Source organism: Enterobacter sp. HSTU-ASh6 (assembly GCF_026319105.1).
In the GTDB taxonomy this organism is placed as follows: domain Bacteria; phylum Pseudomonadota; class Gammaproteobacteria; order Enterobacterales; family Enterobacteriaceae; genus Enterobacter; species Enterobacter sichuanensis.
The window spans coordinates 31,774-44,085 of sequence record NZ_WSPD01000001.1 but is presented as its reverse complement, the minus strand read 5'-3'; the positions used below and the strand labels follow the sequence as shown (position 1 = coordinate 44,085).

General features: G+C 57.1%; 12 protein-coding genes and 1 other annotated feature. Of the genes, 8 read left to right on the top strand and 4 right to left on the bottom strand.

All coding sequences use genetic code 11. The annotated features are described in order from the left end of the window. Positions 1–33 precede the first annotated feature (33 nt). Positions 34–285: a YciN family protein gene (locus GM298_RS00260; RefSeq protein ID WP_003856804.1), complete on the top strand. Its 252-nt coding sequence runs from the start codon at positions 34–36 to the stop codon at positions 283–285. A 34-nt stretch (positions 286–319) separates the two neighbouring features. Here the strand turns inward: GM298_RS00260 and sohB are convergent, their stop codons facing one another. After that, entirely contained in the window at positions 320–1,366 is a 1,047-nt protein-coding gene (gene sohB / locus GM298_RS00255; protein ID WP_025756582.1) for a protease SohB, read from the bottom strand. 251 nt (positions 1,367–1,617) lie between these two features. On the opposite strand from sohB, the gene GM298_RS00250 reads away from it, so the two are divergent. Then, a complete protein-coding gene (locus tag GM298_RS00250) occupies positions 1,618–2,379 on the top strand; it encodes a YciK family oxidoreductase (RefSeq protein ID WP_262783694.1) in 762 nt (253 codons plus the stop codon). Continuing rightward, positions 2,376–2,966: a cob(I)yrinic acid a,c-diamide adenosyltransferase gene (cobO, locus tag GM298_RS00245; protein WP_059387019.1), complete on the top strand. Its 591-nt coding sequence runs from the start codon at positions 2,376–2,378 to the stop codon at positions 2,964–2,966. Before GM298_RS00250 ends, cobO begins: the two co-directional genes overlap by 4 nt. 35 nt (positions 2,967–3,001) lie before the next feature. Here the strand turns inward: cobO and rluB are convergent, their stop codons facing one another. From rluB to rnm, 3 genes are all read right to left on the bottom strand, one after another. Continuing rightward, complete coding sequence (gene rluB / locus GM298_RS00240; protein ID WP_025756579.1) at positions 3,002–3,877, bottom strand: 23S rRNA pseudouridine(2605) synthase RluB; 876 nt, start codon at positions 3,875–3,877, stop codon at positions 3,002–3,004. Between the two features lie 96 nt (positions 3,878–3,973). Further along, the gene (locus tag GM298_RS00235) at positions 3,974–4,594 is read right to left on the bottom strand and encodes an L-threonylcarbamoyladenylate synthase (protein WP_025756578.1); all 621 of its coding nucleotides are present in this window, start codon (positions 4,592–4,594) and stop codon (positions 3,974–3,976) included. Then, the gene (gene rnm, locus GM298_RS00230; RefSeq protein WP_126800172.1) at positions 4,591–5,484 is read right to left on the bottom strand and encodes an RNase RNM; all 894 of its coding nucleotides are present in this window, start codon (positions 5,482–5,484) and stop codon (positions 4,591–4,593) included. The genes GM298_RS00235 and rnm overlap by 4 nt, the downstream gene beginning before the upstream one ends. 148 nt (positions 5,485–5,632) lie before the next feature. Further along, positions 5,633–5,727: a sequence feature (Trp leader region), on the top strand. A 23-nt stretch (positions 5,728–5,750) separates the two neighbouring features. Between rnm and GM298_RS00225 the strand changes: the two genes are divergently transcribed. Genes GM298_RS00225 through trpA form a run of 5 tightly spaced genes read left to right on the top strand, consistent with a single transcriptional unit; the run spans position 5,751 to position 12,283 of the window. Continuing rightward, positions 5,751–7,313: an anthranilate synthase component 1 gene (locus GM298_RS00225; protein WP_266153242.1), complete on the top strand. Its 1,563-nt coding sequence runs from the start codon at positions 5,751–5,753 to the stop codon at positions 7,311–7,313. Further along, entirely contained in the window at positions 7,313–8,908 is a 1,596-nt protein-coding gene (trpD, locus tag GM298_RS00220) for a bifunctional anthranilate synthase glutamate amidotransferase component TrpG/anthranilate phosphoribosyltransferase TrpD (protein ID WP_266153241.1), read from the top strand. The genes GM298_RS00225 and trpD overlap by 1 nt, the downstream gene beginning before the upstream one ends. A 3-nt stretch (positions 8,909–8,911) precedes the next feature. Then, the gene (gene trpCF / locus GM298_RS00215; RefSeq protein WP_266153240.1) at positions 8,912–10,270 is read left to right on the top strand and encodes a bifunctional indole-3-glycerol-phosphate synthase TrpC/phosphoribosylanthranilate isomerase TrpF; all 1,359 of its coding nucleotides are present in this window, start codon (positions 8,912–8,914) and stop codon (positions 10,268–10,270) included. 10 nt (positions 10,271–10,280) lie between these two features. After that, complete coding sequence (gene trpB / locus GM298_RS00210) at positions 10,281–11,474, top strand: tryptophan synthase subunit beta (protein ID WP_047958829.1); 1,194 nt, start codon at positions 10,281–10,283, stop codon at positions 11,472–11,474. Continuing rightward, positions 11,474–12,283, top strand: coding sequence for a tryptophan synthase subunit alpha (gene trpA, locus GM298_RS00205; RefSeq protein WP_045285935.1), 810 nt, complete (start codon positions 11,474–11,476; stop codon positions 12,281–12,283). Before trpB ends, trpA begins: the two co-directional genes overlap by 1 nt. The last annotated feature ends 29 nt before the right edge of the window (positions 12,284–12,312 follow it).

Here is a 12,312-nt window from a genome sequence, read left to right as displayed (position 1 = left end):
CGTAGACTATTGTCACTGTTTAAGGAGTGGATTATGCAGAATACGACCCAACCCATTGACCGAGCCTCTCTGCTTATCGAAGCAAACAAGCTTATCCGTGACCATGAAGACACGCTGGCGGGCATTGAAGCCACCGGCGTAGAGCAGCGTAATGGCGTGCTGGTGTTCAGCGGTGAATACTTCCTTGACGAACAGGGGTTACCGACCCCGAAAAGCACCGCCGTGTTTAACATGTTTAAATACCTGGCGCATACGCTTTCAGAGAAATATCACCTGGTCGATTAACGCAAAACGCGAGGCACAGGCCTCGCGTTTTTGTTTACAGCAGCGGTTTCTGCCCGCGTTGTAGCCAGCGGAGCAGCAGGCGGTCCGCACTCTCTGCCGCGCTGTTGGTAAAGCGGTCAAGCAGTCGCTTACGCTGGGTAAAGCGCACCCCAACCAGCTCACGGCCGTCCATCAGGTTGAGCAGCAGATCGTCACTGGTGCCAACGGCATCCACCAGCCCTTTCTCCAGCGCCTGGACGCCGTACCAGTGCTCACCCGTTGCCACCTGTTCGATATCCAGCGTCGGGCGCATACGGTGCACAAAATCTTTAAACAGGTGATGCGTTTCATTGAGATCCTCACGGAATTTTTGACGCCCTTCTTCTGTGTTTTCCCCGAGCAGCGTCAGGGTACGTTTGTACTGACCCGCCGTGTGAAGTTCGATATCAATCTCTTTATTTTTCAGGAAGCGGTTAAAGTTCGGGATTTGCGCGACCACGCCGATCGAGCCAATAATGGCGAACGGCGCGGCAACAATGTTATCCGCCACGCAGGCCATCATATAGCCACCGCTCGCCGCCACTTTATCCACGGCCACGGTCAATGGGATCTGTTTTTCACGCAAACGCTGCAGCTGCGACGCCGCCAGCCCGTAACCGTGAACCACGCCACCCGGGCTTTCAAGACGCACGACAACCTGATCCTGCGGTGTCGCCACGGCCAGCACGGCAGTGACCTCTTCGCGCAAAGACGCGACTTCATGCGCATCCATGCTGCCTTTAAAATCGAGCACATAAACCCGTGGAATGACCTTATCCTGCGGTGCATTGAGCTTAGCTTTTGCCTTCGCCGCTTTGGCTTCCTGTTTATGCTTTTTCTTCTGCGCTTTATGCCACAGTTTCTGTTGATGCGTATCCAGCAGAGCCAGTGACATCTCTTCCTGCATCTCTTGGTACTGCTCGCTCAGGCGGGTAATGCGTAATTCCCCACGCTGACGCTTGCGCTGCGTCAGGTTAACAATCAGAACGGCAACCACCGCAATGGCAATCACCACCGTTGCGATTTTGGCCAAAAACAACCCATATTGAGAAAGTAATTCCACGCGTTCCACCTTGATTTAACCACGAATCTTTCACGGCAGTGTACAACAGCCCTGCCCATGCGTCTCGCTCGTGACATTACCTCTGCGAGCCGCCTTCAGGAATCCCCGGTCGGGAGTTTAAATATTTGCAAATTGTTAATTTTACAGTAATGCGTCCTGTAGACTGATTGAATTCTCATGTTAATTCGGGCATAAAGCCGAAAAGTCATAAAAGAAGGCGTCTTTGAGTCACTGTGCGCCGAGGAGTCACCGTGCATTATCAACCGCAAAAAAATCTGCTGCAGAACCGCATCATCCTTGTCACCGGGGCCAGCGATGGGATTGGCCGTGAAGCGGCGCTAACCTACGCTGAGTATGGCGCGAGCGTCATCCTGACCGGTCGTAACGAAGAAAAACTGAAAGGGGTGGCGCAGGAGATTGAAGCCGCAGGTGGCCTTCCTGCCCGCTGGTACACGCTGGATCTGCTCACCTGTACCCCCGCGACATGTCAGGAGCTTGCTCACCGCATCAGCACGCACTACCCGCGACTGGACGGGGTACTGCACAATGCCGGTTTGCTTGGAGAGGTTCGCCCGATGGATGAACAGGATCCCGCGATCTGGCAGGAGGTCATGCAGGTCAACGTCAACGGGACGTTTTTCCTGACCCAGGCACTGCTTCCTTTATTACTCAAATCGGATTCTGGCTCACTGGTCTTCACCTCCTCCAGCGTTGGCCGGGAGGGGCGCGCGAACTGGGGCGCCTATGCCGTATCAAAATTCGCGACCGAAGGCATGATGCAGGTGCTGTCGGAGGAGTACCAGAGCCGTCATCTGCGCGTAAACTGCATTAATCCGGGTGGAACGCGCACCAAAATGCGCGCCAGCGCCTTCCCGAGTGAAGATCCGCAGAAGCTGAAAACCCCGGCCGATATCATGCCGCTTTATCTCTGGCTGATGGGTGATGACAGTCGCCGCAAAACCGGGATGACCTTTGACGCCCAGCCGGGCCGTAAGCCGGGAATTTCGCAATGAGTGAAGAACGTCATCAGCAACGCCAGCAGCGGCTGAAAGAACAGGTTGACGCTCGCATCGCTGCCGCGCAGGACGAGCGCGGGATCGTCATCGTTTTTACCGGTAACGGTAAAGGGAAAACCACCGCCGCGTTTGGCACCGCCACCCGTGCGGTCGGCCACGGGCAGAAAGTCGGCGTTATCCAGTTTATTAAAGGCGAGTGGCCCAACGGTGAGCGCAATTTGCTTGAGCCTCACGGCGTAGAGTTTCAGGTAATGGCGACCGGGTTTACATGGAACACCCAGAACCGGGAAACCGATACCGCAGCCTGTCTCGCCGTCTGGGAGCACGCGAAAAGAATGCTGGCCGATCCCACACTGAACATGGTTCTGCTGGATGAGATCACCTACATGGTCGCCTACGATTATCTGCCGCTGGACGCCGTATTGACGGCCCTCAAGAACCGGCCTGTCCATCAGACGGTCATCATCACGGGGCGCGGGTGTCATCGGGATATTCTGGAGCTGGCCGATACCGTCAGCGAACTGCGTCCGGTAAAGCATGCCTTTGACGCAGGTATCAAAGCGCAAATCGGGATTGATTACTAAAAAAAAGCCCGGTCACTGTGACCGGGCTTCTGTTTTTAACCGTTGTTATTGCGGCTGCCGGCGCGGCGATTGCTGTTCACCTGGCTATGGCGTTTCACCGCACGACGGATCTGATTCGCCTTCATGCGACGACGATCTTTCTCCACCGCCACCTTCGAGGTGGTTTCTGGCGTCAGGCCGACCAGCTCACGAAGATAGTTCGTTTGCGTCAGATCCAGTTCGGTATACCCCCCACGAGGCAGGCCTTTTGGCAGCAAAATATCACCGTAGCGAACGCGGATCAGACGGCTAACCTGGACGCCGACCGCTTCCCAAAGACGACGCACCTCGCGGTTACGGCCTTCGGTCAGGGTTACGTTGTACCACTGGTTAATGCCTTCCCCACCGGTAAATTTGATGGTTTTGAACGCCGCAGGACCGTCTTCCAGTTGAACGCCACGCGACAGGTCGCGCAGTTTATTTTCATCAACCTGGCCAAAGACACGCACGGCGTATTCACGTTCCACTTCACGGCTTGGGTGCATCAGACGGTTTGCCAGCTCACCGTCGGTGGTAAACAGCAGCAGACCGCAGGTGTTCACGTCCAGACGACCGACGGCAATCCAGCGAGCGCCACGCAGTTTTGGCAGACGGTCAAACACCGTCGGGCGACCTTCCGGGTCGTTGCGGGTGCACAGCTCGCCTTCCGGCTTATAGTAAGCCAGCACGCGGCAGATCTGCTCAGCAGACTCTTTCACGGAGATAAGATGACCGTCGATACGGATCTTCAGCCCCGGTACGATTTCTACGCGGTCACCCAGTGTGGCGATTTTACCGTCCACACTCACGCGGCCCGCTTCAATAATGGCTTCGATTTCACGGCGTGAGCCGTGGCCGGCACGCGCCAGCACTTTCTGTAACTTCTCGCTCATTGAGCTTCCTCAGGTGTCGCCTTCACAGGCGTCGAATCAGGTCAAAAAAGGGCCGCGCCCTGCTTTGATGGCCGCGTAGTATATCTGCTTATACCATTACAAGAAAGGCTTTACATCGCCCACGCCTTCACGAATCACTTCCGGCGTGTCTTCGGTTAAGTCGACCACGGTGGTTGGCTGCTGTCCGAGATAGCCACCGTGAATAATCAGCTCAACGACCTTCTCCAGACGATCTTTAATCTCTTCCGGATCCGACTCCGTAAACTCACTTCCCGGCAGCATCAGTGAGGTCGAAAGCATCGGCTCGCCGAGGGTTTCCAGCAGCGCCTGCGCTATCGGGTTCGACGGCACGCGCATACCGATGGTTTTACGTTTTTCCTGCAACAGACGACGCGGCACTTCTTTGGTCCCTTTCAGGATGAAGGTGTAATTACCCGGCGTGTTGTTCTTGATCAGGCGAAACGCCACGTTATCGACATAAGCATAGGTCGACAACTCGGAGAGATCGCGGCACATCAGGGTAAAGTTATGGCCGTCCGGCAGCTGGCGAATGCGGCAAATACGCTCCATCGCCCCTTTATCTTCAATTTTGCAGCCCAGCGCATAGCCAGAATCGGTTGGGTAGACAATCACGCCGCCTTTGCGGACGATCTCCACGGCCTGATTAATCAGGCGCGGCTGCGGGTTATCCGGATGGATATAGAAAAACTGACTCATACTTCCCTCTCTTCAATTTGCTGCGGCTGTTCCCAGAGCTGCCAGACCGGCTCAACGCCTGCGGGCAACCAGAGCTTGCGCCCCAGTTCGATCCAGGCGCAGGGCTGATGGAAATCAGACCCCTGCGACCCAAACAGGCCAAACTGACGCGCATAGGTCGCGAGCTGCGCACGCTCATTGGGCGCCTGCTGACACTGGGCGACTTCCATCGCCTCACCGCCGCATTCGGCAAAATGTGCCAGCAGTCTTTTCAGCCATTTAGCAGAAAGATTATACCGCCCCGGATGGGCCAGCACGGCCTTACCGCCAGAATGATGAATCACATCAATAGCTTGTTTTATTGTACACCACTGCGGCGGAACGTATCCGGTTTTCCCCCGTGCAAGATACTTTTTAAAGACATCCGCCATCGTCGTTGCCTTGCCTGCTTCAACCAGAAAACGGGCGAAATGGCCGCGTGTCACCGCCCCGCCGTTCGCCAGCTTTCGCGCGCCTTCCAGCGCGCCCGGAATATGCGCCTTTTCCAGCCGCTCGCCGATCATCTCAGCACGCTGATGACGGCGTGCTTTTTGTTCTTGCAAAAAGGCCCGAAGTGCCGGATGGTCTATATCGATGTTCAGGCCAACAATATGAATTTCGTGGTTTTCCCAGACCGTCGAGATCTCGACGCCTGGCACCAGATTCAGCGCCAGTCCGCTGCGGGCAATCTCGGCGCGCGCCGCCGGGATGGCATCTGTCGTATCGTGATCGGTTATCGCCAACGTGCCGACGCGCATTTCAACGGCACGATGAACCAGATCTTCGGGTGTCAGCAGGCCATCAGAGGCCTGAGTATGGCTGTGTAAATCATAAATAATCGCGTAGGTGGTATCGCTCAAAGCACTTCCCATAACAGGTTGGAGACATCCGAAACCACCATGATACCGACTTAAAACGAAATTCTGAAATCAAGGGTTGACAACACGCCATCGAACTAGTTAACTAGTACGAAAGTTCACACAAGAAAGGTATCTGAAAATGACAGCACATTGCACTCTGCACGGTTGGTGGCGTACTTCCTGATTATCGGGCAGTGTCACGCGTCTGCGAAATGCAAACAGATACCCAGCCCGCGACTAAGCGGGCTTTTTTTTGAACAGAAAATGAGAACACAATAATGCAAACAGCCAAACCACACCTCGAACTGCTGACCTGCGAGGCGGTCTATCGTCACAACCCTACCGCGCTGTTTCATCAGGTATGCGGTGCCCGTCCGGCAACACTGCTGCTGGAGTCGGCGGATATCGACAGCAAGGACGATCTGAAGAGCCTGCTGCTGGTCGACAGCGCGCTGCGTATTACGGCGTTAGGTAGCACCGTGACCATCAAAGCGCTGTCTGAGAATGGTGCGTCATTGCTGCCATTGCTGGATGCCACTCTGCCTGCCGGCATTGAAAATGAACGTCATCCGGAAATGCGTATTTTGCACTTCCCGCCAGTCAGCCAACTGCTGGATGAAGACGCGCGCCTCTGCTCCCTGTCCGTCTTTGATGCTTTCCGCCTGCTGCAGAATCTGGTCACTGTACCGGAAGATGAACGCGAGGCGATGTTCTTCGGTGGACTGTTTGCTTACGATCTGGTCGCCGGTTTTGAAGATTTGCCAGAAACCGAACAGGGTAACCGCTGCCCGGATTACTGCTTCTATCTGGCTGAAACCTTGCTGGTGATCGACCATCAGAAAAAATATACCCGCATTCAGGCAAGCCTGTTCACGCCGTCTTCCTCAGAGAAGCAGCGTCTCGAACACCGCATCACGCAGCTGCAGCAGCAGATGACCGAAGCGCCGCCTGCGCTGCCCGTGCAGCGCGTGGAGAAAATGACCTGCGAAGTTAACCAGACCGACGATCAGTACGGTGCCGTGGTTCGCCAGATGCAAAAAGCGATTCGCGCCGGGGAAATTTTCCAGGTGGTGCCTTCCCGTCGCTTCTCTCTGCCCTGCCCGTCGCCGCTGGCGGCCTATGATGTGCTGAAAAAGAGCAACCCAAGCCCGTACATGTTCTTTATGCAGGATAACGATTTCACCCTGTTTGGCGCGTCGCCGGAAAGCTCGCTGAAGTACGACGCCACCAGCCGCCAGATTGAAATCTACCCGATCGCCGGTACCCGTCCACGCGGACGTCGCGCAGACGGTTCACTGGATCGCGATCTCGACAGCCGCATCGAACTGGAAATGCGAACCGACCACAAAGAGCTCTCCGAGCACCTGATGCTGGTTGACCTGGCGCGTAACGATCTGGCTCGCATTTGCGCCCCTGGCAGCCGTTACGTGGCGGACCTGACCAAAGTTGACCGTTACTCCTTCGTCATGCATCTGGTCTCCCGCGTGGTCGGTGAGTTACGCCATGACCTCGACGTGCTGCATGCCTATCGCGCCTGCATGAACATGGGCACCCTGAGCGGTGCGCCGAAAGTGCGCGCCATGCAGCTGATTGCCGCCGCCGAAGGGCGTCGTCGCGGCAGCTATGGCGGCGCGGTGGGCTATTTCACCGCCCACGGCGATCTGGATACCTGCATCGTCATCCGCTCCGCTTACGTCGAAGACGGTATCGCCACCGTACAGGCGGGTGCCGGGATTGTTCTTGATTCTGTTCCGCAGTCTGAAGCTGACGAAACACGCAGTAAAGCGCGTGCGGTCCTTCGCGCCATTGCTACCGCACACCATGCACAGGAGATTTTCTGATGGCTGACATTCTGCTGCTCGATAACATCGACTCATTTACCTATAACCTGGCAGATCAGCTGCGTGCGAATGGACATAACGTTGTTATCTATCGTAACCACGTCCCGGCACAGACCCTGATTGACCGTCTGGCTACCATGCAAAACCCGGTGCTGATGCTCTCCCCGGGCCCTGGCGCACCGAGTGAAGCGGGCTGTATGCCGGAGCTGCTGACCCGCATGCGCGGCAAGCTGCCGATTATCGGCATCTGCCTCGGTCATCAGGCGATTGTGGAAGCCTATGGCGGCTACGTCGGCCAGGCGGGTGAAATCCTGCACGGTAAAGCGTCCAGCATCGAACATGACGGCCAGGCAATGTTTGCCGGGCTGCCGAACCCGCTCCCGGTGGCACGCTACCACTCGCTGGTCGGAAGCAACATTCCTGCCGGGCTGACCATTAACGCCTCGTTTGAAGGGATGGTGATGGCGGTGCGTCACGATGCCGACCGCGTCTGTGGTATGCAGTTCCACCCTGAATCGATCCTGACCTCACACGGTGCCCGTCTGCTGGAACAGACCCTGGACTGGGCGTTGCAGAAACTGGAGCAGACCAACACCCTGCAACCGATTCTGGAAAAACTGTACCAGGCACAAACCCTGAGCCAGCAGGAGAGCCACCAGCTCTTCTCTGCCGTGGTTCGCGGTGAGCTGAAGCCTGAACAGCTAGCGGCTGCGCTGGTGAGCATGAAAGTGCGTGGCGAAAGCCCGCAGGAGATCGCGGGCGCCGCTACGGCCCTGCTGGAAAATGCCGCTCCGTTCCCGCGCCCCGACTATCCGTTTGCGGATATCGTTGGTACCGGAGGTGATGGCAGTAACAGTATCAATATCTCTACCGCCAGCGCCTTTGTGGCGGCGGCGTGTGGTTTAAAAGTGGCGAAACACGGTAACCGCAGCGTTTCCAGCCGCTCCGGATCGTCTGATTTGCTCGCGGCATTCGGCATTAATCTCGATATGAACGCCGAACGTTCCCGTGAAGCGCTGGATGACCTGGGCGTTTGCTTCCTGTTTGCGCCGAAATACCACACCGGTTTCCGCCACGCGATGCCGGTTCGCCAGCAGCTCAAAACCCGCACGCTGTTTAACGTGCTCGGTCCACTGATCAACCCGGCTCACCCGCCGCTGGCGCTGATTGGCGTCTATAGCCCGGAGCTGGTCCTGCCGATTGCTGAGACGCTGCTCGTGCTCGGTTATCAACGGGCTGCCGTAGTACACAGCGGCGGGATGGATGAAGTGTCGCTGCATGCCCCTACGCTGGTGGCCGAACTGCGTGACGGCGAAATCCTGAGCTACCAGCTGGAAGCCGCTGACTTTGGTTTAACCCCGTATCACCAGGAGGCGCTGGCAGGCGGTACGCCGGAAGCAAACCGTGACATTCTGACGCGCTTATTACAAGGTAAGGGAGAGGTCGCCCATGAGGCCGCCGTTGCTGCCAACGTCGCCATGCTGATGCGTTTGCACGGTGAGGAAGATCTGAAGGCCAACGTTCAAAAAGTTCTGGATGTACTGCGCTCCGGTGCAGCTTACGATCGCGTTACCGCACTTGCGGCAAGAGGGTAAAGAATGCAGACCGTTTTAGCGAAAATCGTTGCCGATAAGGCCATCTGGGTGGAAGCCCGCAAGCAACAGCAGCCGCTTGCCAGTTTTCAGAATGACGTCGTTCCGAGCAGCCGTCGTTTCTATGACGCCCTGCAGGGTGCGCGCACCGCATTTATTCTTGAGTGCAAAAAAGCGTCCCCGTCTAAAGGCGTTATCCGTGACGATTTCGACCCGGCACGTATTGCCGGTATTTATAAGCATCATGCGTCCGCTATCTCCGTGCTGACGGATGAGAAATATTTCCAGGGCAGCTTCGATTTTCTGCCGATCGTCAGCGGCATCGCGCCGCAGCCGATCCTGTGCAAAGACTTTATTATTGACCCGTATCAGATCTGGCTGGCGCGTTTCTATCAGGCGGATGCCTGCCTGCTGATGCTCTCGGTTCTGGATGACGAACAGTATCGCCAGCTTGCTGCCGTGGCCCACAGCCTGAACATGGGCGTGCTGACCGAAGTAAGCAATGAAGAGGAGCTGGAACGCGCCATCGCGCTTGGGGCCAAAGTGGTCGGGATTAACAACCGCGATCTGCGCGATCTGTCCATCGATCTCAACCGCACGCGCCAGCTGGCGCCGCGACTGGGTTCCGGCGTAACCGTTATCAGCGAGTCTGGCATTAACAGCTACGCTCAGGTGCGCGAGCTGAGCCACTTTGCCAACGGTTTTCTGATTGGCTCCGCCCTGATGGCACATGACGATCTCAATGCGGCAGTGCGTCGGGTGCTACTCGGTGAAAACAAAGTGTGCGGCTTAACCCGCGAGCAGGACGCCCAGGCTGCCTATGAAGCGGGCGCCATTTACGGCGGACTGATTTTTGTGGAGACCTCCCCACGCTCGATAAGCGAAGAGCAGGCGCGTAAGGTGATAGCCGCGGCCCCACTCAGCTATGTCGGCGTCTTCCGTAATGCGGACATCGCCGAGGTTGCGGCGAAAACCGACGCGTTATCGCTGAGCGCGGTACAGCTCCACGGTGATGAGGATCAGGCGTATATCAATGACCTGCGCGCCGCGCTGGCACCGCAGGTGCAAATCTGGAAAGCACAACGCGTCGATAAGACGTTACCCGCGCGAAACCTGAGCCATGTGGACAAATACGTTCTCGACAACGGCCAGGGCGGCACGGGCCAGCGATTTGACTGGTCACTGCTGAACGGTGAAAAGCTGGACAACGTCCTGCTGGCGGGGGGTTTAAGCCCGGATAACTGCGTGGAAGCTGCCAAAATGGGCTGCGCGGGCCTCGATTTCAATTCAGGCGTAGAGTCCCAGCCCGGCATAAAAGATGCCAGCAAACTGGCCTCCGTATTTAAAACTCTGCGTGCATATTAAGGAAGAGAAGATGACGACATTACTTAACCCGTATTTTGGTGAGTTTGGTGGGATGTACGTCCCGCAAATCCTGATGCCCGCACTGCGCCAGCTGGAAGAAGCCTTTGTCAGCGCGCAGAAAGATCCGGCGTTTCAGGCTGAATTTACCGATCTGCTGAAAAACTATGCAGGCCGTCCAACGGCGCTGACCAAATGCCGCAATCTGACCGAAGGCACCAAAACCACGCTGTATCTCAAGCGTGAAGACCTGCTGCACGGCGGCGCCCATAAAACCAACCAGGTGCTGGGTCAGGCGCTGCTCGCGAAGCGGATGGGCAAAACCGAAATCATCGCAGAGACCGGCGCAGGCCAACATGGCGTAGCCTCTGCGCTCGCCAGCGCCCTGCTCGGCCTGAAATGCCGCATCTACATGGGTGCGAAAGACGTTGAGCGTCAGTCGCCGAACGTTTTCCGTATGCGTTTGATGGGTGCTGAAGTGATCCCGGTGCACAGCGGCTCCGCCACGCTGAAAGATGCCTGTAACGAAGCGCTGCGCGACTGGTCTGGCAGTTATGAGACCGCACATTACATGCTGGGTACCGCTGCGGGTCCGCATCCGTTCCCGACGATTGTCCGCGAATTCCAGCGTATGATCGGCGAAGAGACCAAAGCGCAGATCCTCGAAAAAGAGGGTCGCCTGCCGGATGCCGTTATCGCCTGCGTGGGTGGCGGCTCTAATGCGATCGGCATGTTCGCTGATTTTATCGACGAAACGAACGTCGGCCTGATTGGCGTGGAGCCTGCCGGCCACGGCATCGAAACCGGCGAGCACGGAGCGCCGCTGAAGCATGGCCGCGTGGGCATCTACTTTGGCATGAAAGCGCCGATGATGCAGACCGATGAAGGCCAGATTGAAGAGTCGTACTCCATCTCTGCCGGTCTGGATTTCCCGTCCGTCGGGCCCCAGCATGCATTCCTGAACAGCACCGGTCGCGCGGATTACGTTTCCATTACCGATGACGAAGCCCTTGAAGCGTTCAAAACGCTGTGTCGCAGCGAAGGGATCATCCCGGCGCTGGAGTCTTCGCATGCCCTGGCGCACGCGCTGAAAATGATGAAAGAAAACCCGGAAAAAGAGCAACTGCTGGTGGTAAACCTTTCCGGTCGCGGTGACAAAGATATCTTCACCGTTCACGATATTCTGAAAGCACGAGGGGAAATCTGATGGAACGCTACGATAACGTATTTGCAGAGCTGAAATCCCGCCAGGAAGGCGCGTTCGTTCCCTTCGTCACCCTGGGCGATCCGGGCCCGGAGCAGTCGCTGAAGATTATCGACACCCTGATTGAAGCCGGTGCCGATGCGCTGGAGCTGGGGATCCCGTTCTCTGACCCGCTGGCGGATGGCCCGACCATTCAGAACGCAACGCTGCGCGCCTTTGCCGCAGGCGTGACGCCAACCCAGTGCTTCGAGATGCTGGCGGCGATCCGCCAGAAGCACCCGAGCATTCCGATTGGTCTGCTGATGTACGCCAACCTGGTATTCAACCGCGGAATCGACGAATTTTATGCCGAGTGCGCGCGGGTGGGCGTCGACTCGGTGCTGGTAGCCGACGTGCCGGTTGAAGAGTCCGCACCGTTCCGCCAGGCGGCGATGCGCCATAATGTGGCCCCGATTTTCATCTGCCCGCCAAATGCGGATGACGCACTGCTGCGCCAGATTGCCTCCTACGGACGCGGTTATACCTACCTGCTCTCCCGCGCAGGTGTGACCGGTGCGGAGAACAAAGCGGCGCTGCCATTGCATCATCTGGTGGAAAAGCTGGCTGAATATCACGCCGCACCACCGCTGCAGGGCTTCGGCATTTCATCTCCGGATCAGGTCACCGCGGCGATTGACGCGAAGGCGGCAGGTGCCATTTCCGGCTCCGCGATTGTGAAGATCATCGAGAAGAACGTGGACAAGCCAGAGCAGATGCTGGCCGAGCTGAAAACGTTCGTCAGCGCCATGAAGGCCGCGACGCGTAAATCCTGACCCATCCACCGTCTGGCATCCCTGCCAGA

Bases quoted from the DNA above. Each gene is read 5' to 3' on its own strand.
- trpCF (WP_266153240.1), top strand. From the start codon at position 8,912: ATGCAGACCGTTTTAGCGAAAATCGTTGCCGATAAGGCCATCTGGGTG.
- cobO (WP_059387019.1), top strand. From the start codon at position 2,376: ATGAGTGAAGAACGTCATCAGCAACGCCAGCAGCGGCTGAAAGAACAG.
- rluB (WP_025756579.1), bottom strand. From the start codon at position 3,877: ATGAGCGAGAAGTTACAGAAAGTGCTGGCGCGTGCCGGCCACGGCTCA.
- trpA (WP_045285935.1), top strand. From the start codon at position 11,474: ATGGAACGCTACGATAACGTATTTGCAGAGCTGAAATCCCGCCAGGAA.
- GM298_RS00260 (WP_003856804.1), top strand. From the start codon at position 34: ATGCAGAATACGACCCAACCCATTGACCGAGCCTCTCTGCTTATCGAA.
- GM298_RS00225 (WP_266153242.1), top strand. From the start codon at position 5,751: ATGCAAACAGCCAAACCACACCTCGAACTGCTGACCTGCGAGGCGGTC.
- trpD (WP_266153241.1), top strand. From the start codon at position 7,313: ATGGCTGACATTCTGCTGCTCGATAACATCGACTCATTTACCTATAAC.
- rnm (WP_126800172.1), bottom strand. From the start codon at position 5,484: ATGGGAAGTGCTTTGAGCGATACCACCTACGCGATTATTTATGATTTA.
- GM298_RS00235 (WP_025756578.1), bottom strand. From the start codon at position 4,594: ATGAGTCAGTTTTTCTATATCCATCCGGATAACCCGCAGCCGCGCCTG.
- trpB (WP_047958829.1), top strand. From the start codon at position 10,281: ATGACGACATTACTTAACCCGTATTTTGGTGAGTTTGGTGGGATGTAC.